14 protein-coding genes are annotated in these 23269 nt (G+C 72.6%); 3 read left to right on the top strand and 11 right to left on the bottom strand.

Annotation, left to right across the window (positions count from 1 at the left end; all coding sequences use genetic code 11):
• Positions 1-46 precede the first annotated feature (46 nt).
• The 8 genes from topA to H9641_RS02650 form a co-directional block, all read right to left on the bottom strand.
• On the bottom strand, positions 47-2851 hold the full coding sequence (gene topA, locus H9641_RS02685) for a type I DNA topoisomerase (RefSeq protein ID WP_191800786.1): 2805 nt from the start codon (positions 2849-2851) through the stop codon (positions 47-49).
• A gap of 216 nt (positions 2852-3067) precedes the next feature.
• A complete protein-coding gene (locus H9641_RS02680; RefSeq protein ID WP_318244349.1) occupies positions 3068-4045 on the bottom strand; it encodes a phosphatase PAP2 family protein in 978 nt (325 codons plus the stop codon).
• A gap of 206 nt (positions 4046-4251) precedes the next feature.
• Entirely contained in the window at positions 4252-5340 is a 1089-nt protein-coding gene (locus H9641_RS02675; RefSeq protein ID WP_191800784.1) for an ABC transporter ATP-binding protein, read from the bottom strand.
• Entirely contained in the window at positions 5337-6554 is a 1218-nt protein-coding gene (locus tag H9641_RS02670) for an ABC transporter permease (protein ID WP_318244348.1), read from the bottom strand. Before H9641_RS02670 ends, H9641_RS02675 begins: the two co-directional genes overlap by 4 nt.
• Before the next feature lie 3 nt (positions 6555-6557).
• Positions 6558-7538: an ABC transporter permease gene (locus tag H9641_RS02665; protein ID WP_191800782.1), complete on the bottom strand. Its 981-nt coding sequence runs from the start codon at positions 7536-7538 to the stop codon at positions 6558-6560.
• Complete coding sequence (locus H9641_RS02660; RefSeq protein ID WP_191800780.1) at positions 7535-8614, bottom strand: ABC transporter ATP-binding protein; 1080 nt, start codon at positions 8612-8614, stop codon at positions 7535-7537. The genes H9641_RS02665 and H9641_RS02660 overlap by 4 nt, the downstream gene beginning before the upstream one ends.
• Before the next feature lie 170 nt (positions 8615-8784).
• On the bottom strand, positions 8785-10455 hold the full coding sequence (locus H9641_RS02655) for an ABC transporter substrate-binding protein (RefSeq protein WP_191800779.1): 1671 nt from the start codon (positions 10453-10455) through the stop codon (positions 8785-8787).
• A gap of 174 nt (positions 10456-10629) precedes the next feature.
• On the bottom strand, positions 10630-13356 hold the full coding sequence (locus tag H9641_RS02650) for a beta-d-glucosidase (RefSeq protein WP_318244347.1): 2727 nt from the start codon (positions 13354-13356) through the stop codon (positions 10630-10632).
• 98 nt (positions 13357-13454) lie between these two features.
• On the opposite strand from H9641_RS02650, the gene H9641_RS02645 reads away from it, so the two are divergent.
• The 3 genes from H9641_RS02645 to H9641_RS02635 all read left to right on the top strand — a co-directional run bounded on the left by H9641_RS02645 (position 13455) and on the right by H9641_RS02635 (position 16923).
• Complete coding sequence (locus H9641_RS02645) at positions 13455-14135, top strand: TetR/AcrR family transcriptional regulator (RefSeq protein ID WP_139107917.1); 681 nt, start codon at positions 13455-13457, stop codon at positions 14133-14135.
• Positions 14136-14220: 85 nt separating this feature from the next.
• The gene (locus H9641_RS02640) at positions 14221-15060 is read left to right on the top strand and encodes a response regulator transcription factor (RefSeq protein ID WP_318244346.1); all 840 of its coding nucleotides are present in this window, start codon (positions 14221-14223) and stop codon (positions 15058-15060) included.
• A 63-nt stretch (positions 15061-15123) separates the two neighbouring features.
• Positions 15124-16923 carry a sensor histidine kinase gene (locus H9641_RS02635; protein WP_191801126.1) on the top strand — a complete coding sequence of 600 codons (1800 nt, stop codon included), beginning with the start codon at positions 15124-15126 and terminating at the stop codon, positions 16921-16923.
• Positions 16924-17065: 142 nt separating this feature from the next.
• Here the strand turns inward: H9641_RS02635 and H9641_RS02630 are convergent, their stop codons facing one another.
• Genes H9641_RS02630 through H9641_RS02620 form a run of 3 tightly spaced genes read right to left on the bottom strand, consistent with a single transcriptional unit; the run spans position 17066 to position 23192 of the window.
• On the bottom strand, positions 17066-20554 hold the full coding sequence (locus tag H9641_RS02630) for an ATP-binding protein (protein WP_191800776.1): 3489 nt from the start codon (positions 20552-20554) through the stop codon (positions 17066-17068).
• Positions 20554-21360 (bottom strand): DUF4194 domain-containing protein, encoded by an 807-nt coding sequence (locus H9641_RS02625; RefSeq protein ID WP_191800773.1) that lies wholly within the window; start codon positions 21358-21360, stop codon positions 20554-20556. The genes H9641_RS02630 and H9641_RS02625 overlap by 1 nt, the downstream gene beginning before the upstream one ends.
• Positions 21357-23192 carry a DUF3375 domain-containing protein gene (locus H9641_RS02620; protein WP_191800771.1) on the bottom strand — a complete coding sequence of 612 codons (1836 nt, stop codon included), beginning with the start codon at positions 23190-23192 and terminating at the stop codon, positions 21357-21359. Before H9641_RS02620 ends, H9641_RS02625 begins: the two co-directional genes overlap by 4 nt.
• Positions 23193-23269 lie beyond the last annotated feature (77 nt).

Raw genomic sequence — 23269 nt, 5'->3', positions numbered from 1 at the left:
GCGCCGGCTCGGCGGCCGTCGGACGCGACCGCCGTGTCCGGGACACCTACTTCTTCTCGGCGGGCGCCTTCTTGGCCGGGGCCTTCTTCGCGGCCGGCTTCTTGGCAGGAGCCTTCTTGGCAGGCGCCTTCTTCTTGGCCGGGCCCGCCGCGCGCTTCTCGGCCAGGAGCTCGATGGCTCGCTCGGGCGTGATCGACTCGGGCGTCACGTCGCGCGGCAGCGTCCGGTTGGTCTCGCCGTCGGTCACGTAGGCACCGAAGCGGCCGTCCTTGACCACGATCGGCTTGCCCGACGTCGGGTCGTCACCGAGCTCGCGCAACGGCGGTGTGGCCGTGGCCCCACGACCGCGCTTGGGCAGCTTGTAGAGCTCGAGCGCCTCCTCGAGCGTGACCGTGAACATGGCCTCCTCCGAGGGGAGGGTGCGCGAGTCCGTGCCCTTCTTGAGGTACGGGCCGTAGCGGCCGTTCTGCGCGGTGATCTCGACGCCCGTCTCCGGGTCCGTGCCCACGACGCGCGGCAGCGAGAGCAGCCGGAGGGCGTCCTCGAGCGTCACCGTGTCGAGGCTCATGTCCTTGAGGAGAGACGCCGTGCGCGGCTTGGGCAGCGCGGCCTTGGCCTTCTTGAGCGCGGCCGCGGACAGCCCCTCGTCGAACTTGGGCTCGGGGAGCTGCTCGGTCACGTAGGGGCCGTAGCGTCCTGCGCGCGCCACGATCGGGTTCCCCGACACCGGGTCGGTGCCGAGGATCCGGCCGTCGTCTGCACCGGCGGCGAGGAGCTCGCGCGCCTTCTCGACCGTGAGCTCGTCGGGGGCCAGGTCGTCCGGTACCGAGGCGCGCGGCGGGGTCACGCCCTCGGCGACGGGCTGGCTGAGGTCCTCGATGTACGGCCCGTACCGACCGACGCGCAGCTGGATGCCCTCGCCGATCGGGACCGAGTTGATGTCGCGGGCGTCGATCTCGCCCAGGTCGTCGACGAGCTGACGCAGCCCCTCGCCCTCCTCGCGACCCGTGCCGTCGCCGAAGTAGAACCGGGTCAGCCACGCCACGCGGTCCTTGTCGCCGGCCGCGATCGCGTCGAGATCGGCCTCCATCTCCGCGGTGAAGTCGTAGTCGATGAGCCACTCGAAGTGCTCCTCGAGCAGACGGATCACGGCGAACGCGAGCCAGCTCGGGACCAGGGCCTGGCCGCGCGGCAGCACGTAGCCGCGGTCCTGGACCGTGGAGATGGTCGACGCGTACGTGGACGGGCGGCCGATGCCGCGCTCCTCGAGGGCCTTGATGAGGCTCGCCTCGGTGTAGCGCGGGGGTGCGGACGTCGAGTGCCCGTCGGCCGTGAGGTCCCGCCCGTCGAGCAGGTCGCCCTCGCCCATCTGCGGCAGGCGTGCGTCCTCGTCGCCCCGGCGGCCGGACTTCGCCGCGGCGCCCTCGGCCGACTCCGCGGAGTCGTCCGTGCCCTCCTCGTACGCCGCGAGGAAGCCGCGGAAGGTGATGACGGTGCCGGAGGCCGCGAACACGGCCTCCTTGCCGGCGACCTGGGCGTCCGTGCCCGCGACGGGCGCGGCGAGCCGCACCGAGGCGGTCGATCCCTTGGCGTCCGCCATCTGCGAGGCGACCGTGCGCTTCCAGATGAGCTCGTACAGCTTGAACTGGTCGCCGCTGATCTCCCGGGCCACCTGGGCCGGCGTGCGGAACGAGTCACCGGCGGGACGGATGGCCTCGTGGGCCTCCTGGGCTCCCTTGGCCTTCGACGCGTAGACGCGCGGCGAGCCGGGCACGAACTCGGGACCGTAGAGCTCGGCCGCCTGACGGCGCGCGGCGTCGGTGGCCTCGGCCGACAGCGACGGCGAGTCCGTACGCATGTAGGTGATGTAGCCGTTCTCGTACAGCGCCTGCGCGGTGCGCATGGTCTGCCGCGAGTTGAAGCGGAGCTTGCGGCTCGCCTCCTGCTGGAGGGTCGAGGTGGTGAACGGCGCGGCCGGACGACGCGTGTAGGGCTTGGTCTCGAGGCTGCGGACCGCGAAGTCGGCGTCCGCGAGCCCACCGACGACGAGCGAGGCGGTCTGCTCGGCGAGCTGGACCACGCCGTCACGCGCCGAGGCGGGCTTGAGCTGCCCGCGGTCGTCGAAGTCGCGGCCCGAGGCGACGCGTGCGCCGCCGAGCTGGACCAGGCGCGCGTCGAAGCTCTTGTCGGCGTCCGCAGCCCCCTTGTCCGCGAGCGAGAAGGTACCCGACACGTCCCAGTACTCGGCCGCGACGAACGCCATGCGCTCACGCTCGCGCTCGACGACCAGGCGCGTGGCCACGGACTGCACACGCCCCGCGGACAGCCCCTGGCGGACCTTGCGCCACAGGACCGGCGAGACCTCGTAGCCGTACAGGCGGTCGAGGATGCGGCGCGTCTCCTGGGCGTCGACGAGGTGCACGTCGAGGTCGCGCGTGTTCTCCAGCGCGCGCTCGATCGCCTCGCGGGTGATCTCGTGGAACACCATGCGGTGCACGGGCACCTTGGGCTTGAGCTCCTCGAGCAGGTGCCACGCGATGGCCTCGCCCTCGCGGTCCTCGTCGGTCGCGAGGTAGAGCTCGTCGGCGTTCTTGAGCGCGCGCTTGAGCTCCGCGACCTTCTTCTTCTTGTCCGCGTAGACCTCGTAGTACGGCTCGAACCCGTCGTCGACGTTGACCGCGAACTTGCCGAACGGCCCCTTCTTCATGTCGGCGGGCAGCTCGGAGGGCTGCGGGAGGTCGCGGATGTGCCCGACGCTCGACTCCACCTCGAAGTCGTCACCGAGGTAGCCCTGGATCTTGCGTGCCTTCGTGGGGGACTCCACGATGACGAGCTTGCGACCTGAGGACATCCGTTCCTGCTTTCCGTAGCTGCTGATCGAGGCCCACGCCTGGAGCGATCTCCAGGTGGGCCGACGTGCTGGGGTGAGCTCCGGCGTCGGGCACGTCTCGTGTGCCCGAACCGCTGCGCGGCTCCCACCGGCAGCCTATGACGTTACGCCACCGACGCCAGGCGGCACCTTATCGACTGTGGACCACCATCGCGGCCACGTCCTGCGGACGCCCCCTCAGGGCCGGGCGGGGCGCGACGTCGCCTGCCGGAGCAGGAGGAGCACCGCGAAGGCGCCCGCCGTGGCGGCGACCACCCCGAACGCACCCCCGACGTAGGCCGTGGTCTCCGCGAGGTCCGTCATGTCCCAGCTCGCCGGGGCCACCTCACGCAGGCACCAGGCCGCAGCGACGGCCGCGAACGCGGCACCGACCAGCATGAGCACCCCGACGACGACCGATCCGGGATAGGAGCTGCTGCGTCCGGGCGGCACACGGTCGAGAGCGCTCGTCGGCGTGAACGCGAGCGTGAGCGCAGTCCAGGCCGTCACGACGAGCACCGCGGCCACGACGTCGCTCGGGCGGTGCCACTGGCCGATGAGGGTCGAGACCCCGGTCGCTGCCGTGTAGGTCGCGCCGAGGACCGCGATCATCGGACGCGCCGCTCGAGGGACGACGAGAAGCAGGGCCACGGCGACCGAGGCCGCGACCGTGGTGTGCCCGCTGGGCAACGTGTTGCCCACGCCCCAGTCGCCGATCAGGTTGGGCCGCTCGAGCAGCACCTTCTTGAGGATCTGGGTCGAGACGTTGGCGCCGACCACGACGAACGCGACCTGGACCGCCAGTCCCCACCGGCGGCGCAGCAACGCGATGCCCATGGCCGTGCCGAGGCCCAGCACCACGAAGCTCACCGAGACCACGTCGAGCACGGGTTCGGCCAGCTCCCAGAGCCGACCCTGGCCGTAGTCCGAACCGCGGAGCGCTGCCTGGTCGAGGTGCTGGCCCGCGGCCGACAGGACGAAGTAGCGCCAGACCACCGCGTACGCGACGACCGCCGCGACCGCGACCAGGCCGGCCACGGCCCGCGCCCCGACGTTGGTCGCTGCCGACCGCGGCGCGCGGGCGGGGTTCGGCGCGACGACCCGCGAAGGAGCGGGCGGCGGGGCGTACCCCTGGGCGGGGTACGGCCTGGACGGCGTCGGGAGGGGGGAGGTCACCCGTCAACGGTAGGTCACCGGGTGTGGGGATCTGGCGAAGAGAAGGGGCAGGTCACGGCAGCCGGACCGGACGAGGAGCAGAGCCGCGTCCCGCTCCGCCGCGACGACCGAGAGCCGGCCGGCACCCGACGCGGGGTACCGGCCGGCTCTGCGCACGGGGACGACTGGGCGCCCCCGCGGCCAGGGGATCACCGACCCTGGCGGCTTCAGACCCGCAGCTCGGCGGGCAGCTCGCCCTGGCCCTCGTGCAGCAGGCAGGCGACCGAGCGGCCCGGCTCCCCGACGCCGGGCAGCCCCAGCGACGTGGGGCCCAGTGCGGGATGGACCTCGGCGCACGCGTCCATGACGTGCGCGCAGCGGGGCCGGAACGGGCACCCGCTCGGGAGCGCCTGGAGGTCGGGCGGCGAGCCGGGGATCCCGACGAGCGGGCGCTTGGGACCGTGCAGGGGCGGGAACGAGTTGAGCAGCCCGTGCGTGTACGGGTGGCGCGGGCGCCGGTACACGTCGCTCGCCGAGGCCTGCTCGACGATCTCGCCCGCGTACATGATCGCGATCCGGTCAGCGACCTCGATGAGCAGCGACACGTCGTGCGTGATGAACACGACCGAGAACCCCAGGCGGTCGCGCAGCTCGATGATCTGCTCGACGATCTGGCGCTGCATCACGACGTCGAGCGCGGTCGTGGGCTCGTCCATGATGAGCACCTTGGGCTCGAGCGCGAGCGCCATCGCGATCATGACGCGCTGGCGCATGCCGCCCGAGAGCTGGTGCGGGTACGCCGAGATGCGGTCCTTCGCGATCCCGACCATGGACAGCAGCTCGCCGGCCCGCTCGTTGCGGTCGAAGCGCGACATCCCGGGGCGGTGGGCCGCGATCGCGTCGGTGAGCTGCTTGCCGACCCGGTAGACCGGGTTGAGCGAGTTCATGGCGCCCTGGAACACGATGGCCGTGTCCTGCCAGCGCGAGCGCCGCAGCTCCTTGTCGCTCATGCGCAGGATGTCGACGGGCTCGTCGCCCGTGGCCCCTGTTCCTCCGTGGAACAGGACCTCGCCGCCCGTGATGAGGCCGGGCGGGGGCAGGAGGCGGGTAGCGGCGTAGACGAGAGTCGACTTGCCGCAGCCCGACTCGCCCGCGATGCCGAGGACCTCGCCCTCGTGCAGCGTGAGGTTCACACCGCGCAGGGCACGCACGGGCTCGGGGCCGTAGCCGTAGGCGACGTGCAGGTCGCGGATCTCGAGCACGGGCTTGCCGGTCCCGGTGGGAGCGCCGGCGGGGGAAAGGTCGGTGACCGTCATCGGACGCTCTCCTTGCGTGTGGTCGTGCCGTCGTTGTCACGGTCGTCGTGCGAGGTCCCGGGCCGGGGGGTGCCCGGCCCGCCCGTGGTGGTCGCGCTCGTCCCCGTGCCCGACGACGTCGCACCGGTCGAGGCGGGAGACGCACCCGGGCGCGTGGCGCCGTCGGGCCTGCTGGTGGTCGTGGCGCTCCCCCCGGACGACGCCGGAGCCCCCTCGCGGACCACGGCCGTGAAGCCGATGCGCGGCGAGATGCGGCGCTTGCGCAGGGCGCGCGGGCTCGCGCCCGTCGAGCGCAGGCGCGGGTTGACGAACTCGTCGATCCCGAAGTTGATGAGCGTCAGCGCCATGCCGAGCATCGCGATGCACAGGCCCGCCGGGACGAACCACCACCACGCACCTCGCGAGAGGGCCTGCTGCTGCTCGGCCCAGAAGAGGATGGTGCCCCAGTTCCAGTCCGAGATGGACGTCACGCCGATGAAGGCCAGCGTCGTCTGCATGAGGATCGCGAACGTCACGGTGCCCACGAAGCTCGACGCCATGATGGCCGTGAGGTTCGGCAGCGTCTCGAACCACACGATGCGCCACGTCGACTCGCCGTTGGCGCGCGCGGCCTCGACGAAGTCGCGACGGCGCAGGGACAAGGTCTGCGCACGCAGGATGCGTGCGCCCCACGCCCAGCTCGTCGCCGCCAGGATGAGCGCGACCGTCAGACCGCCCGCGTCGGGGAGCTGGCCCGCGACGATGATGATCAGCGGCAGCGCCGGGATGACGAGGAAGATGTTGGACAGCGACGAGAGCAGCTCGTCGCTCACGCCCCCCAGGAAGCCCGCGCTCACGCCGACGAGGATCGACAGGAGCGTCGCACCGATGCCCGCGATGAAGCCGACGATCATGACGCCACGCGTGCCCACGAGGATCTGGGAGAACACGTCCTGGCCCACGTGCGTGGTGCCGAGCCAGTGCGCACCGCTCGGCGGCTGGAGGATGTCCGAGGACATCGCGCTCGGGTCGTAGGGCGCGATCCACGGGCCGATCACCGCGAGGATCGCGAAGAAGCCCAGGATCGCGAGCCCCGTGAAGGACTTGCCGTTGCGCAGGAACAGGAGCTTCTGCTTCTTGGGAGAGCCCTTGCGGCGCTTGGGCACCTCCGGGGCGAGGGGCTCTGCCCCGTTGTCGAGCTGGGCGTGGTCCATCTGGACGGGGATGCCGGTCATCGGTCAGCCCTCCTGTCGGGTGCGCGGGTCGAGGACCACGTACGCGAGGTCGGCGAGGATGTTCGCCACGAGGACGGACAGCGTGATCATGAGGAAGATGCCCTGCATGAGGGGGTAGTCGTGCGCGCCGATCGCCTGCAGGAGCGTGAAGCCCACGCCCTGGTAGGAGAAGACCTTCTCCATGACGAGCGTCCCGGACACGATGAAGCCGAGCGAGAGCGCGAAGCCCGAGACCTGCGGCAGGATCGCGTTGCGGGCCGCGTACCCGAACATCACGCGGCGCTCCGAGAGGCCCTTGGCCTGCGCGACCGTGACGTAGTCCTCCGAGGTGACCGTGACGGTCATGTTCCGCATACCGAGGATCCAGCCCGCGACCGAGGACAGCACGATCGTGATCGCGGGCAGCGTGCCGTGCTGGATCACCGAGCCGATGAACTCCCAGCTCCACCCGGGCACCAGCCCGGGCTGGTAGGCGCCCGACGACGGGAAGATCGACCACGTCACCGAGAAGAGCATGATCGCGACCAGGCCCAGCCAGAAGTACGGCACCGACGAGAAGAACGTCGTGATCGGGAGGAGGCCGTCGGCCCAGGACCCACGACGCCAGCCGATGACGACGCCCAGGAACGAGCCGAGCAGGAAGCTGATGACCGTCGCGATGCCGACGAGCCCGATGGTCCACGGCAGCGCCTGGGCGATGACCTCGCTCACGGTGCTCGGGAAGAGCATGATCGAGAGCCCCAGGTCGCCCGAGAACAGCATCTTCCAGTAGTCGACGTACTGCTCCCAGAGCGAGGCCCCGCTGTCGAGCCCGAACAGGACGTAGAGCGACTCGCGGGCCTCGGAGCTGATGCGGCCCTGGTTCTTGTTGATGAAGGACGACACCGGGTCGCCGTCCATCATGCGCGGGATGAAGAAGTTGATCGTGATGGCCGCCCACGCGGTGATCACGTAGAAGACGATGCGTCGCAGGAAGTACTTCATGCCGACACCCCCACTCGTGCGGAGCCGAGCTCGGGGAGCAGGTCCCGCTCGGCAGGTTCGACGTCGGACGCTCCCACGTAGCCCCAGCAGGCGACCTTGCGGCCGTCGCCCACGTCCACGAGGTCGGGGACGGTGCTCCGGCACAGGTCGGTCGCGAACGGGCAGCGCGGGCTGAAGCGGCAGCCCGCGGGCGGGCGGACCATCGACGGCGGCTCGCCGTTCGCTCCCGTGCGGTCCTGCGCCGCGAGGTTCTCCGGGTCGGGGGCCGAGCGCACCAGGAGCTGGGTGTAGGGGTGCGCGGGCTCCTGCGTGACGAGCTCGCTCTCGCCGTGCTCGACGATGCGGCCCGCGTACATGACCCGGGTCTCGTCGGCGAAGTACCGGGCCGAGGCGATGTCGTGCGTGATGTAGAGGATCGCGATGCCGAGCCGGTCGCGCAGGTCCTTGAGGAGGTTGAGGATCCCGATGCGGATCGACACGTCGAGCATCGAGATGGGCTCGTCCGCGAGCAGGACCTCGGGGTCCGCGGCGAGGGCGCGGGCGATCGCGACACGCTGGCGCTGGCCGCCCGAGAGCTCGTGGGGGTACTTGTCGACGTACCGCTCGGGCTGGAGCTGGACCCGGTTGAGCAGCGCCGCGAGGGCGTCCTCGAGGGCCTGCCCGCGCAGCCTCGGCTGGTGGATCCGCAGCGAGCGCGTGAGCGTGTAGCGGATCGTGTGGACCGGGTTGAGCGACCCGAACGGGTCCTGGAAGATCATCTGCACGCGCCGGCAGTACCGGCGGAAGGCTCGGCCGCGGTGCGCGGTCACGGGCTCGCCGTGCAGCAGGATCTCGCCCGACGTCTGCGTGTACAGGCGGGCCAGGAGGCGGGCGATGGTCGACTTGCCGGACCCGGACTCCCCCACGAGCGCGACGACCTGGCCGCTGCGCAACGAGACGTCCACGCCGTCGACCGCGTGCACCACGGCGTTCGAGCGCAGGCCCCGGACGGGGAAGTGCTTGGTGAGCCCGCGGGCCTCGAGGACGGGCGCGTCGGGCGGGGGCGCGGCCGGGGCGGTGTGCGTGTCGGAACTCATGGTGAACCTGACTGCTGGGGGGAACGGGGTGGAGTCAGCGCTGACCAGCTGCTCGTGAGGGGGCGGGGCCGCCGCCGGGCCGTGGTCGGGCCTGGCGGGAGGCCGAGGAACGAGGCCGGATGGTAGGCCCGGCGACGGCCCCGCCCCCTCACTCACGAGCAGTCACGCGATCAGGAAGCCGGCTTCAGCTTCGTGAGGATGAGCGACGCGTTGGCCGTCGTCGGCTGCGGGTTCGCGTACGGGTCCTCGTCCGAGGGCCAGCCCACGAAGTTCTTGGTCGAGTACTGGGCCGCGGCCGGGCGTCCGAGGAGCGCGATGGCCGGGACCTCGTCGACGAAGACCTGCTGGACGGTCTCGAGCGCGGCCGTGCGGGCCGCCTCGTCCGTGGCGTTGGCGTACGTGGCCAGGGCAGCGGTCGCCTCGTCGTTCTTGAAGCGGCCGAAGTTCCAGATGGCGCGCTCACCGAGCGGCAGGTACTGGGCGCCGTCCATCTGGTTGGAGTAGGTGTCCCAGGGGGTCGCACCGCCGTCGGTCCAGTGCATCGAGGCCTGGAAGTCGCCCTCGGCGATCGCGGTGAACCAGGCGTCGGCGTTCTGGCCCTCGACCGTGGCCGTGATCCCCAGGGGCTTGACCGCGTCGGCGATCATCTGGAGCTCGGTCAGGTAGTCCGACCATCCCGTGGGGTTGGTCAGCGTGAACGTCACGGCGTTGCCCTCGGGGTCCTTGAGCGTCGTGCCGTCGAGCGTGTAGCCCGCGTCGGCCAGGACCTGCTTGGCACCGGCCTCGTCGACCGTGTAGTCCTTGCCCTGGAAGGGCGCGGTGATGAAGTCGGTGCCTGCGGGCTCGGGCAGCCCCGCGACGTTGGTCAGGGGCGGGAACACGCCCGAGGACGCGAGCTCGGAGATCTGCTCCCGGTCGAGCACGAGCTGCACGGCCTTGCGGACGGCGACGTCGTCGAACGGCGCGGTCTCGGTGTTGAGGAACAGCGTGTCGATGCCCAGACCCGTGGGCGCCCACTGGTTGTTCACCTCGGGGTTGGCGTCGATGTAGACCTTCTCGTAGTCGGGGATGAAGGTCCATCCCCACTGCGCCTCGCCCGAGACCAGGGCATTGGTGAGTGCGTTGTTGTCGTTGTAGGAGCTGTAGCGCAGCTCCTTGACGCCGAGCTCGCCGCCCCAGTAGTCGTCACGGGCCGTGAGGGTCGCGGCCTGCGCGGTCCAGGACTTGAGGGTGTACGGGCCCGTGCCGACGGGCTCCTCGTTGGTCCAGGTCGTGAGGTCCTCCACGTCCTTCCAGACGTGCTCGGGGACCACGAAGAGCTGGAGGATCTGGCCCTGCTTGACGAACTGCCCCGAGGTGAACGAGACGGTGACCTTGTTGCCGTCGACCGTGATGTCGCCGAACGGCAGCGCGAACGTGTTGAGGCCCTCGTTGTCCTTGCGGATCTGGAACGAGTAGGCGATGTCCTCGGCCGTGAAGTCCTCGCCGTCCGACCACTTGACGCCGTCACGGGCCGTGAGGGTCAGCTGCGTGTAGTCCGCGTTCCACTCCCACTCGCTCGCGAGCCACGGCGTGGGGTCCTCGGACGGACGCACCGTGTTGACCTGGGCCAGCGGCTCGTAGATCGCGAACGCGTAGCCCAGCGACATCGCCGAGGACGTGTTGGCGAACGGGTTGGAGTTGTCGGTCTGGGGACCGTTCGGCATCCCGATGGTCAGGACGCTCGAGCCTCCTGCCGACGAGGTGCCGCCCTCTCCGCTGCCGCCGCCGCTGCATGCGGTGGCGATGAGGGCGAGAGACGTGAGTCCGACGATCGCCGTGCTGATCCTGCGCTTGTTCATGAGTGCCTCCTTGCACTGAAAATCTGAACGAACCGTACGTGCGGTCCGCGGTGAACCTGACATCTGCTGGGTGGGGCTGGGTCGTGCGCTGTGCTGCGGGGCCGAGCGGGTGGTGCGGGTCGTGCGGTGGTGCTGTCGAGGAGCTGCGGCGGGGGAACGCCGCCGCTCCCCGGGTCAGGCGGGCAGTGGTGCCCGGAGCCGGAGGTCGCGGATCGACCGGCCGGCTCGCAGGACGTGCCCGCCGGCAGCGATGACCCACTGCTGCGAGGGGACGTCCCAGATCTGGAGGGCGCGTGCGGGGATGCGCACGCGCGCCGTGGTGAGCTCGCCCGGGGCGGCATCGACGACGGCGAAGCCGCCGAGCCAGCGCACGGGGCGGGAGGGGGCTCCGGGCGGGGTCGACGCCGCATCGGGCTCGACGTAGACCTGGACGACCTCGCGGCTCGTGCGCTCGCCCGTGTTGCGGACGGAGACGTCGAGCAGGACGTCGCCGGACGGGGCGGGGTCGGACCCGGCGGGGTCCTCGACGACCGTCGCGCCCAGGTACTCCCACGTGGACCAGCCGAGACCGTGCCCGAACGGGGCCGCGGGCGTGGCGCCCGTACGCTCCCAGGCGCGGTAGCCGACGTCGAGCCCCTCGGAGTACTCGACGACCCCGTCCTGCGGGATCGCGTGCGGGACAGGGACGTCCTCGAAGCGCGCGGGCAGCGTCCAGGGCAGCCGGCCCGAGGGCTCGGTCACGCCGAGCAGCGCGTCGGCGAGGCCCGAACCGGCCTCCTGGCCGCCGAGCCACGCCCACAGGACGGCCGGGGCGTCGTCGAGCCAGGGCAGCAGGACCGGGGCGCCCGCGTTGACGACCACGACCGTGCGGGGGTTGGCCGCCAGGACGAGCTCGGCGAGCCGGTCCTGGTTGCCCGGGAGATCGAGGTCGGGGCGGTCGTAGCCCTCGGACTCGACCTCCTCGGTCGTGCCGACGACGAGGACCACGACGTCGGCCTCGGTCGCCGCGGCGACGGCCTCGTCGAGCAGCTCCTGAGCGGTCGCGCCGGGGAGCCGGTGGACGAGCTCGCCCCGGACGAACGACGCGTACCCGACGGCGTGGACCACCTGGAGGGTCGCGTCGAGCCGCGCGGTGCGCGGCTCGGTGACCTCGACGTCCACGGTGCGGGCCACGGGGTGGTTGTGACCCGAGCTCAGGACGACGTCCTCGTTGACGACGACGTCGCCCGTCGAGACGAGCCGTGCGTCGACCGTCACGGTGTGGACGCCGACCGTGCCGATGCCGAGCTCGTGCGTGCCGGGCTCCTCGAGGTCGACGTCCGCGCGGACCCGCACGGCCACGGCGTCGGCCCGGACGTCCTGGAGCCACCCGTCCCACGTCGGGGCCGTGCGGGAGTCGAGGGCCTCGCCGTGCGCGTCGAGGAGCTCGACGCGCAGGCCGGGCGCGCCCGTGACCGGGTCGCTGCAGCGGCCCGAGACGTCGAGCGCGGGCGGGTTGGAGCGCGAGCGGGCACCGTCGTGGACCAGGATGCGCGTGCCCTCGGGCAGGCCCGCGCGGAGCTCGTCCTCGGGGGTGGTCACGCGGTCGGGGACCACGAACGACGAGCCGCCGCCCTGGAGGAACGGGGTGGTCGCGGCGGGGCCGAGCAGCGCGACGGTCAGGGGACGGCCGGCGGGGGCCAGGGCCGCGGGGTCGAGGGGCACGAGCCCGGCGTCCGCGCCGCGGGCACCGCCCGCCCGGTCGGCACCAGGGGCCGCCACGGCCTCGTTCTTGAGCACGACGATCGAGCGTGCGACGAGCTCACGGAGGAACGCGGCCGACGCTTCCTGGCCCGTGAGCCCGTCGCGGGCCGACGACGCGGAGGAGGGTGCGTCGTCGGGCTGGAACCCGGTCACCTGCGCGGTGCCGGGAGCGTGGGGTGCCCCGAGGTCGAGCGCGCCGACCCGGTGGGCCAGGCGCAGGAGGCGCAGGACCTTGTCGTCGAGCTCGCCCTCGGCGACCTCGCCCGAGCGGACGGCGGCGAGCAGGCCGTCGCCCCACGGGCCGTCGGGGCCGGGCATCTGCAGGTCGAGGCCTCCCTCGACCGCGCCGCGGACCGTCTTGGTCGCGACCCAGTCGCTCACGACGACGCCGTCGAAGCCCCACTCCTCCTTGAGGACCCCCGTGAGCAGCGGGCGGTGCTCGAGCACCGGGGCCGCGGTCTCGCCGTCGTCGACGCCCGAGTAGGCACCCATGACGCTCCAGGCCTGGGCCTCGTGCACGACGCGCTCGAACGGCGGGAGGTAGACCTCGCGCAGCGTGCGCTCGTCGAGGCGCGCGAGGTAGCGCGTGCGCTCGGTCTCGGAGTCGTTCGCGACGTAGTGCTTGACGCTCATGCCCACGCCGTGGGCCTGCGAGGAGCGCACGAGCTCGACCGCGATCTCCGCGGTCAGGTGCGGGTCCTCGGAGTAGCACTCGAAGTGCCGGCCGCCCACGGGCGTGCGCTGGAGGTTGATCTGCGGGGCGAGGACCACGTCGACGCCGTGGCGGCGCGCCTCGGACGCGAACAGCGCGCCGGCGCGGGCCGCGAGGCCGCGGTCCCAGGTCGCCGAGAGCGCGCTGGGCGCGGGGAACATCGCGGAGGTCTGCGCGGTCACCGGGGAGCCGTCGGCCAGGGTGGACTCGCCGCCCGTGCCACGGACGCCCACCGGGCCGTCCGACATCGCGACGGCCCGCAGGCCGATGCGCTCGATCGGGGTCGTGGTCCACATGCCTGCGCCGACGAGGAGGGAGACCTTCTCCTCGACCGTGAGGTCTGCGGTGAGGCGCGCGAGGCGTTCCTCGGTCCCGTCGACGTCGGCACCGACGTCGACGACGTCGGGGGTGACGTCGGTCGTGACGTCGTGGGTCTTCAGTGACACCAGGTGCTCCGTTCGGACGGCGTTGTCTGCTGGCCGATATACAACCACACTTACTGACTAGTCAGTAAGTCAACGAAGATCACAGTATGGTTGCGGTCATGACAGAGGCCACCACACCGGCGCGCACGCGCCGACCGCGCAAGGGCACCGCCGCCCGGCGCGAAGAGATCCTGCGCGCAGCCATGCGCGTCTTCGGGTCCAAGGGGTACCACCAGGGCTCGCTCGCCGAGGTCGCCGAGCAGGTCGGGATCACCCACGCCGGGGTGCTCCACCACTTCGGCTCCAAGAACCAGCTCCTCATCGAGGTCCTCGAGTTCCGAGACGTCGTCGACGTCGAGCACCTCGAGGGCAAGCACATCCCCGGCGGGCTCGACCTGTTCCGCCACCTCGTCACGACCGCCCGCATGAACGCCGAGCGCCCCGGCATCGTCCAGGCGTACACCGTCCTGACCGGCGAGTCCGTGACCGACCAGCACCCCGCGCGCGACTGGGCCGCGCGCCGCTTCGCGGGCCTGCGCGGGGACATCACGAGCGCGCTCGACACCGTGATCGCCGAGCGCCGCGAGGCCGGGCTCCTGACGCCCGAGGACGACGTCGAGCTCGACCCCGTCGCGCTCGACCGCGCAGCCAGCACGATCATCGCCGTCATGGACGGCCTCCAGACCCAGTGGCTGCTCGACCCCGAGGCGGTCGACCTCGCCGGCGCCACGGCCTTCGCGATCGAGGCGATCCTGTCCTCGACGCTCGCCGCGTCACGCAGGGAGCGGCCGCTCGACTGACCCGCGCGCGGGACCCCCGGGGCCTCACAGTCGATTCATAGGAACACCACAGGCGCCGCCGAGACACCGCGCGCACCATGGACGCATGACCACGACGCCCGCGCCCACGGAACCCCTCGTCTCGCCTCGCGCCCCCGAGCGCCTGACCCGGGCCGACGGCTCCCCCGTGCGCGTCCTCGTGGTCGACGACGAGCCCAACCTCGCCGAGCTCCTCACGTCGGCGCTGCGCTACGAGGGCTGGGAGGTCTCGACCGCCCTCGACGGGCAGTCCGCGATCCGCACGGCCCGCGACGTGGGTCCCGACGTGATCGTGCTCGACGTCATGCTCCCCGACCTCGACGGGCTCTCGGTGCTGCGCCGCATCCGCGCGACCTCGCCCGACGTCCCGGTCCTGTTCCTCACGGCGCGCGACACGGTCGAGGACCGCGTCGCAGGACTGACCGCGGGCGGCGACGACTACGTGACCAAGCCCTTCAGCCTCGAGGAGGTCGTGGCCCGGCTGCGCGGCCTCATGCGCCGCGGCGGGGCGACCGCAGCCCGCGAGGACTCGACCGTCGTCGTGGGCGACCTGGTCCTCGACGAGGACTCGCACGAGGTGTTCCGCGGCGGCGACCCCATCCACCTGTCGGCGACCGAGTTCGAGCTCCTGCGGTACCTCATGCGCAACGCGCGCCGCGTCATGTCCAAGCCCCAGATCCTCGACCGCGTGTGGAACTACGACTTCCGTGGGCAGGCCAACATCGTCGAGCTCTACATCTCCTACCTGCGCCGCAAGATCGACAAGGGCCGCGAGCCCATGATCCACACGCTGCGCGGGGTCGGGTACGTCATCAAGCCCGCCGAGGGCACGTCGAGCACAGCGGGCGCCGCGGGCGCCGCAGCGGCCACCGCGAGCACCGCGCCCGACGGCGCCACGAAGGCCTGACGCGTGACCTCACCCCGGGCGTCGCTCACCGCCCGACCGCGCACCCTGCGCCGACAGCTCGTCATGGTCCTCGTCGCGATCCTGCTCGTCCTGAGCGTCGCGCTCGCCACCAGCTCGACGCTCGCGCTCCGCGCGAGCCTGGTCGACCGCCTCGACCTGGAGCTGGTCCAGGCGAGCCAGCGCGCCGAGCGCGGCCCGTTCGACCGGTTCGGCGCTGACGCGCCTCCCACCGAGGGCACTGCCGGCACGACCGGGAGCGCTCCGGAGGACACCACGACGGGCGGCGCCGACGGTTCGACCGCACCCACGGAGCCCGGCGCGACGTCGGACGGCTCGGCCCAGGACCCGGGTGCCGGGACGCTCCCGGGCGAGGCTCCGTCGTCGGGCACGGAGAACCAGAGCCCCCTGCCCCCCGGGCAGGGCGCCGGGACCATCAACGTGGTCTACGAGAACGGGTCGGTGCGGTTCGCGGGGTACATCGACGCGTCGGGCAACCTCCAGCAGCTCACGGACGAGCAGGTCGCCGAGCTCGAGACCGTGCCCTCCGACGACCGGCCCCACACGGTCGAGGTGAGCGGCCTCGGCTCGTTCCGGGCCGTCTCGACCACGACCGAGCGGGGCGAGCCCAGCATCACCGCGATGAGCACGGCCGCCGTGACCGAGACGCTCGAGGGCTACCTGCTCGTCGAGGCGGGGCTCGTCGCCGCCGGGATCGTGCTCGCGTCGGTGCTCGGGACGTGGCTCGTCCGCCGCTCGCTGCGACCCCTGGACTCGCTCGCCGACGCGGCCGTGCACGTGTCCGAGCTACCGCTCGACCGCGGTGAGGTCGAGGAGATCCCCCGCGTCGACGAGCAGTTCACCGACGAACGGACCGAGGTCGGGCAGGTGGGCGCGGCGCTCAACCGCATGCTCGACCACGTCGAGGCCTCCCTGACCGCGCGGCACGAGTCCGAGACCCAGGTCCGACAGTTCGTCGCCGACGCGAGCCACGAGCTGCGCACGCCGCTCGCCTCGATCCGCGGGTACTCCGAGCTCGTCCGCCGCTCCCCCGACCAGGTCCCGCCCGACACGCTGCGCGCCCTCGACCGTATCGAGTCCGAGGCCCTGCGCATGGGCGACCTGGTCGAGGACCTCCTGCTCCTCGCCCGGCTCGACGCGGGGCGGCCGCTCGACCGCGATCCCGTCGACCTCGCGGCCCTCGCGATCGACGCGGTGGCCGACGCGCACGCCGCGAGCCGCGACCACGTGTGGGAGCTCGACCTGCCGCTCGCAGGGGGCGAGGGGCCGGTCGTCGAGGGGGACGAGGGCTCGACCACGGGCGACCGCGACCCTGCCGAGGTCGACACGCTGACGCTCGACGGCGACGGGATCCTCGCCGAGGGCGACGCCCTCTGGGCCGACGGCGACGACACGTTCGACATCCCCGACGTCACGGTCGTGGGCGACGAGGCGCGGCTGCGGCAGGTCTTCACCAACCTGCTCGGCAACGCCCGCGTCCACACGCCGCCCGGCACGCGCGTCGTCGTGAGCATCCGGCCCGACGGCGAGGACCACGTGGTCCTGTCCGTGACCGACGACGGCCCCGGCATCCCGCCCGCCCTGCTGCCGTCGCTGTTCCAGCGGTTCAGCCGCGGCGACTCGGCGCGCAACCGGGTCGGCGGGTCGACCGGGCTGGGCCTCGCGATCGCGCAGGCCGTGGTCCAGGCGCACGGCGGGGAGATCTCGGTGCGCGACGCGACCGCGAGCGACCTCGCGCGGCCAGGAGCCACGGGACCGCGGCGCGACGACGGACCGGAGGCCGACGACGCGGGGCGCGCTCCGGCGTCGGGCACGACGTTCGAGGTCCGGCTGCCGCGAGGCTGAGCCGGTGCGGGGCGGCCTCGGCCTGCTGATGGTCGCGTTGCGGCCGGTCGAGCACGAGGTTGCGTTCGTTGTCAGCCCGACAACGACCGCAACCTCGTGCTCGGCACCGGAGCGCAGCGTCCACGGCACCCCGGACGACGGATCAGAGCGCCGCGTGCGCCTCCTTCTCGGCCTGGTACTCCTCGATCGTCAGCGTCCGCAGCCGCGAGTTGCGGCCCGTCGGGTTGTCGACGTACCCCACGGCCGAGATGTAGGGCTCGATCACGTGGATCTTCTGCAGCGGCGTCACGATGAGCAACTGAAGACCCAGGCTCTTGAACAGCTCGAGCGCGAACCGCGTCGACTCGTCCGACCCGCGGCCGAACGCCTCGTCGATCACGACGAACCGGAACGCCTTGGACCGCACCGCGCCCCAGTCGAGCTTGAACTGGTAGGCGAGCGAGGCGGCGAGGATCGTGTAGGCGAGCTTCTCCTTCTGGCCACCGGACTTCCCGCCCGAGTCCGAGTAGTGCTCGTGCTCGACGTCGTCCTCGCGCGACCGCTCGGAGGCCGAGAGCACGAACCAGCTCCGCACGTCGGTCACGCGACGCTTCCACGCCTCGTCGGCCTCGGTCTGGCCCTCGCGCCCCCGGAACCGCTCGACGATCGCCTTGACCCGCAGGAACCGCTCCTCCGAGTAGTACGCGACGGTCTCCTCACCGGTGTCCTCGTCGCGCCTCCCGTCGAGGTCGAGCCCCAGGACGCCGTCGGTGCACGCCCGCAGGTCCGCCCGGAACTCGCGCACCTCGGTGTTGGGCGTGGGCGCCATCTCGAGGCGGATGTACCGACCGGGGTTGTAGTCGATCGCGCGCAGGGAGTCGTTGATGATCTCGACGCGCTCGCGGATGAGGTCGGCCTGCTTGGACAGCTCGGCGTGGAAGCCCGCGATGTCGCGGATCGTGTTGGTGTTGAGGTACGTCTTGAAGTCGCCCTCGAAGCGCGGCAGGTCGTCTCGCGTGAGCCGCTCGTGCAGCGCCCGGTACTCGGGGGCGGAGCGCACGTCGTTGTCGAGCTCCGTGGTCTCGACCGGGTACGCGGCCCGGAACGCCGTCATCTGGGCGGCGATGCGCGTACCGAGCTGCCCCTGCCGGGTCTGGGCCTCCTCGACCTGGCTCGTGAGCCGGGTCCGCAGGGCGCTCTCGACCGCGTCGGGGTCCACGTCGCCGCGCGAGCCGGGGTGCGAGCCCGCCTGGGCGGCAGCCTGGGCCGCGGTCTCGGCGTCGAAGAGCCCGGCGAGCTCCTCGGCCAGCGCCGCGTCGGCCGGCCCCTGCTCGGCCAGCACGCGGGCCGAGCGTCCACGCTGGTCGCGTGCCGTCTGCAGCGCGTGCTGGTCCGCCCCGGCGGCCGAGAGCAGCGCGTCGCGGTCGCTCGCGAGGCCTGCGGCCCTCCGGGACAGGTCGCGGAGCTGGTCGGCGATGCGGCTCAGCTCGGTCGACGCGCCCTCGATGCGCCGCTTCTCCTCGTGGAGCTCGGCGACGGCCCGGACGGGCTCCTCCCAGTCGAGCTCGCGCCACTCGCGGAACACGTCGAGCCGGTTGAGCGCGCCCGAGCGCGAGATCGCGGCGCTCTTCTCGCGACCGACCTCGTCACGCCTCTCCTCGAGCGCCGTGCGACGGCCGGCGACGTCGGTCGCCTGCTCGAGCAGCGCGTCGATCTTGGCCTGGTTGCTCCAGCCGAGGACGTAGCCGCTGCGGTCGCGGACCGAGCGCCGGTCGTCCTTCTCGTGGTGGCTGGCCGAGTGCTTGACCTGTCCCTCGCGCGTCACGGCGCGGGGCACGCGCTGGAAGTCGGCGAGCGTCGCGGCGCACACGTAGTCCGCGCGGCGCTCGAGCTCGTCGCTCAGCCACGCGGCGAGGTCGCCGTCCTTGACCTCGAGGAGGTCCGCGAGCAGCGGTCCGTCCTCGCGGCTCGCCGGAGGGGTCCCGACGCCGCCGCGCGCCTTCCCCGAGCGGCCCGCGGCGGGCGCGGGGACCCGGTGGTAGACGAGCCGCGTGCCCAGGTCCTGCGAGTTGATCCACGTCGCGACGGCGTCGTAGTGCTGGGCCGGCACGAGCAGCGAGAGCGCGAACCCGCGCAGCACGCGCTCGGCCGCGCCCTCCCACTCGGCGTGCTCGGCGCGCACGCCGATGAGCTCGCCCGCGAAGGGCAGGTCGGCGTCGGTGAGCCCGACGTCGGAGCACAGGCGGGTGCGCAGGTCCAGGCTCGTGCGGGGCAGGTTGGACTCGCGGTCGGCGAGCGACCGGAGCTCGGCGTTGATCTCGCGGGCCTCGGCCTCGACCGCGCGCAGCTCGGCCGCGACCTCCCCGGCGCGCCCCTCGATCTCGCCCAGGGCGTCCTGCGCGTCCGACTGCAGGGCGGCCGTGCGCTCGCGCAGCGCCGCGAACTCGTCGCGCGACGCGACGGGCTCCAGGCCTGCTGCGGCGAGGTAGCGCGCGTACTCGTCGGCCTTGGCCCGGCGTTCTGCGCGCTCGACCTCGCGGCGCGCGACCTCGCCCTCGATCTGGGCGAGGCGGTCGCCGCCGTGCCCGGCCCGCTCGACCTCGAGGCGCTGGCGCTCGGCGTCGAGCAGCGCGAGCTCCTCCTTGAGGCGGTCCAGGCCGTCGGCGCGCGCCGTGATCGACGCCTCGAGCTCGGCGATGCGCGCGTCGAGCGCCTCGACGCGCCGCCCCGCGGTGAACCCGCGCAACGCCTCGCGCTGGGCGACCAGCCCGCGGGCCCGTTCCCCCACCGCGTCGTACGCGTCGGCGTCGGCCAGCAGCGGCGCGAGCTGGTCGATCTGCGCGCGGGCCTTGACCACGGCGTCGTGCGCGCTCGTGAGGTCGTCGAAGTGCGCGACGAGCTTCTCGGTCCAGCGGGCCGCGTCGAACGGCTCGAGCATGTGCTCGCGCACGAACTCGTTGAGGTCACCCACCGACTTCATGGACACCGTCTGGTGGAACAGCTCCATGGCCTGCTCCGACTCGATGCCGAGCAGGCGCCGGAAGTCGCGCCCGTACTCCGGGAAGTGGTCGCGGATCTGGGCGCCCGACTCGCGCAGGCGGCGGCGCAGGACGTTGATGTCGCCGTCGAACCCCGCGAAGTCGTCGGCGATCGTCATGGGCGAGGTGCTCGTGACGTAGAAGCGCTCGGGCTGCCCCTGCGCTCCGTCCTTGAGCCAGAACACCTGCGCCAGCACCGCGCGCGAGTCGAACCCGCGGTTGGCGAACTCGCCCAGGATGACCGAGTAGGTGTGGCCGCGCCGCAGGCCCACGTGCCGCGAGGCGCCCGTGACCTCGTTGCGCTCGGACTTGTAGTGCCCGGCCACGTACGAGCGCAGCGTGCGCTCGCGCGTGTCGGCGCCGGCCGCCTTGTTGTAGCTGATGCGGTTCGCGGGGAGCAGGAGCGTCGTGATGGCGTCGACGATGGTCGACTTGCCCGAGCCGATGTCCCCCGTCAGGAGCGCGTTACGCCCCTCGAGCTCGAAGCTCCACGCGTACTTGTCGAACGTCCCCCAGTTGAGGACCTCGAGCCGGTCGAGGCGGTAGCCCGACCGCTGGTCCAGGTCCGCTGCCGCGTCGTGCAGCTCGACCGCGCTGAACAGTGCCTCGGCCATCAGGCCTCCTCGTGGGTCGGGCGCTCGGTGCCGAGCATGCGGTTGTCGTCCGATTCAGGCCCGTTCTCGACGCCGACCGCATGCTCGTCGGACGTCAACCGCATGGTCGGCGCGGCCCCCGTGCCAGCACCCGCCGCAGCCGGCACGCCCGCGGGCGCTCCGCCATCGGGCAGGAGCGCTCCCCCGTCGCGCGACGCGAGCTCGGCCGCGTACTCCGCGAGGCGCGCGTCGAAGTCCGCGAGCCACTGCCCGTCGACGAACGCCTTGAGGATGCGGCGCACCTCGTACGTGTCCGGGGTGTCCGGCACGGGGCGCAGGAAGCCCAGCTCGACCACGCGGCGCACGTTGGCCTCGACGCGGTCGCGTGCGCGGGCCTCGTTGCTGGACCCGGGCAGGAACACGCGGACCAGGTCCACGATCTCGTCGCGCGTCAGGACCAGGCGCGTGTCGCCGCCCTCGGAGTCGAACTGCGCGAGCCGCTTGCGCAGCAGCGCGAGCAGCAGGCTGACGTCGAACGACAGCTCGCGCCGCGCGACGAGGCGCGGGATGAACGTGCCGTCGCCCTCGTCCTCGGGCTGCGCGCGCAGGTACGCGTACCCCTCGGACTCGTCGATCACGACCTCGAGGCCGAGCGTCGCGACGAAGTCCCGCGCCTGCGCCTCGAGCGCGAGCAGGTCGCGCCACGTGCGCGTCCCGGCCTCGCGGTAGACGACGCCCTTGACGAGCGAGGTCACGACGAGGGACAGCTCGGGGCTCGGGCCGCCGGTCTGCCCCGGGCGTTCGGTCCGGACGGGCTGCTGGCTCACGGGGTTCCCTCCTGAGGAGACGGCTGGGGAGACTGCTGGGCGGACGGTCCGGGCGGAGCGGGCGGGGCCTGCGCGAGCGACCGGGCCACGGCCCCCGCGAGGTCCCTGGCTCCCGTGCGGGCGAACGTCACGCGCGGCACGCGCGCGACCCGGACGCGCGGTCCGGTGGGCCGCTCGTCGACCGCGGCGACCTCGACGGCGCCCGCCACCGGCAGGTCCGGCACGTGGTCGTCGACGACCCACCGCACCTCGTCGGTGTGCGCGGGGTCGTGCACGACGTCGAAGCGCGGGTCGTCGAGCGACAGGTACGTCACGAGCTCCGCGAGGCCCTGCTCGAGCGGGTTCTCCCCGACGAGCTCCGCGAGCGAGACCTGACCGCGGCGGCGCAGAGCGTCGCGGACGGTGCGGCTCAGGCGCTCGGGGTCCACGTGGACCTGCGTGAACAGTGCCGACGCGTCGAAGTCCGCGACCCCCGCGGTCACCCCCTCGCTCGCGAGCGGTTCCTGGTGCTGGGGCCGGTAGAGGGGGCGCTCGGTCGGCAGGTGCACGTCGACCGAGGTCGAGTCCATGGTCGTCGCGAGCGGACCGGTGTCCGCAGCGCCCAGGCGCAGGCGGTCGGGAGCGTCGCGCAGCGCGAGCGCATGGCCCTCGATGCTGCGCAGGATGTCGATCACGCGACGGTTCTCGAGCCACACCTGGTCGTCCAGGAACCGGCGCAGCTGCTCGGACAGGACGCGCACGGTCGACTGCGTGCGCTCGCCCGCGTCGAGCCAGTCGTAGTGGATGCGGCGCAGGCGTCGCCCGGCCGCACGGCCCGTGATCCCGGGGGCCGCCTCGTCGTCGGGCCCGACCTGCTCCTCGAGCGCGGGCAGGGCCTGGACCTTCTCGACGAGCTCGGCGAACTCCTCCTGACGCTGGCGGTCCAGGAGGAAGTCGTAGAACGCGTGGAAGCTGCGCCCCTGGTCCGAGTCCGCGATCGCCGAACGGCTCCCGACGACCGCGTCCAGCAGGTCCCCCTTGGCCCCGTCCCAGCCCGTGATGCGCTCGCGCATGTCGCGGTCGAGGTTCCGGAAGTTCGCCTCGACCTCGCGGAAGTCCGCGAGCAGGTCCGCGGCCGTGCCCGTGAGCTGCTGGTAGCGGTCGCGCTGGGCGGCCGCGTCGAGCAGCGAGAGCTGGCCCGCGCGAACACGCTCGATCTCCTCGTCGATCCGCGCCCGCCGCGCCTCGAGCTCGCGCAGGCGCGCGTCGGCGTCGGACTCGGTGCCGACCGTGAGCTGGCGCAGCAGCTCGAAGACCGTGTTCAGGCGCGACTCGGTGCCCACGAAGCTGCGCTCGCGCAGCGCCGTTACCCACGCGACGGCCTTCTCGACGGCCGGGGTCGCGTCGTAGTGCGCCTCGTCCGAGCCCGTCGGGTAGAACTTGCGCAGCCAGCCCTGCTCGGGCGCGGACCAGTGGTCGAGGTAGGCCTTGGGCGAGCGGGGGTAGCGACGGGCCTCGGTCGGGTGGTCCGCGGGTACCCCAGGTGCGTGGGCATCGCGTGCGTGGGCATCGTCCGGCCCGACGGCGTCGCTCACCACCGCGGGCTCGTCACCGGTGGCGTGCTCGTCCCCCTCCGCGACGGGTCGGGGCTGCGCGCGGGCGGGCCGGTCCGGTCCGTCGATCGCGTAGAGCGCGTCGTCGAGGAGCGAGACCAGCTCGGCCTCGCCGATCGATCGGACGTTCTGCTCGACGAAGACCGTGCCGAGGAAGCTCAGGGCGAGCGGTGCGTTGTCCGAGCGCAGGAGGCGCCAGGCCGGGGTGCGCCGCAGGGCGTCGATGTCGTCGTGCTGCACTCAGGCCCTCTCGCGTGTGTCTGTGGTTCGTGCTGCGTGCTCGGTCGTGCTGGTCGGGCTGTGGTCCTGCCGGCCGG

It is taken from the genome of Oerskovia merdavium, from assembly GCF_014836755.1.
Lineage (GTDB): Bacteria > Actinomycetota > Actinomycetes > Actinomycetales > Cellulomonadaceae > Oerskovia > Oerskovia merdavium.
This window is presented reverse-complemented; position numbering and strand designations above follow the sequence as displayed.

What these genes read in the sequence shown, in the direction of transcription:
- topA (WP_191800786.1), bottom strand. Translation starts at nt 2,851, where the DNA reads ATGTCCTCAGGTCGCAAGCTCGTCATCGTGGAGTCCCCCACGAAGGCA.
- H9641_RS02675 (WP_191800784.1), bottom strand. Translation starts at nt 5,340, where the DNA reads ATGACGGTCACCGACCTTTCCCCCGCCGGCGCTCCCACCGGGACCGGC.
- H9641_RS02670 (WP_318244348.1), bottom strand. Translation starts at nt 6,554, where the DNA reads ATGACCGGCATCCCCGTCCAGATGGACCACGCCCAGCTCGACAACGGG.
- H9641_RS02665 (WP_191800782.1), bottom strand. Translation starts at nt 7,538, where the DNA reads ATGAAGTACTTCCTGCGACGCATCGTCTTCTACGTGATCACCGCGTGG.
- H9641_RS02660 (WP_191800780.1), bottom strand. Translation starts at nt 8,614, where the DNA reads ATGAGTTCCGACACGCACACCGCCCCGGCCGCGCCCCCGCCCGACGCG.
- H9641_RS02655 (WP_191800779.1), bottom strand. Translation starts at nt 10,455, where the DNA reads ATGAACAAGCGCAGGATCAGCACGGCGATCGTCGGACTCACGTCTCTC.
- H9641_RS02645 (WP_139107917.1), top strand. Translation starts at nt 13,455, where the DNA reads ATGACAGAGGCCACCACACCGGCGCGCACGCGCCGACCGCGCAAGGGC.
- H9641_RS02640 (WP_318244346.1), top strand. Translation starts at nt 14,221, where the DNA reads ATGACCACGACGCCCGCGCCCACGGAACCCCTCGTCTCGCCTCGCGCC.
- H9641_RS02635 (WP_191801126.1), top strand. Translation starts at nt 15,124, where the DNA reads ATGGTCCTCGTCGCGATCCTGCTCGTCCTGAGCGTCGCGCTCGCCACC.
- H9641_RS02630 (WP_191800776.1), bottom strand. Translation starts at nt 20,554, where the DNA reads ATGGCCGAGGCACTGTTCAGCGCGGTCGAGCTGCACGACGCGGCAGCG.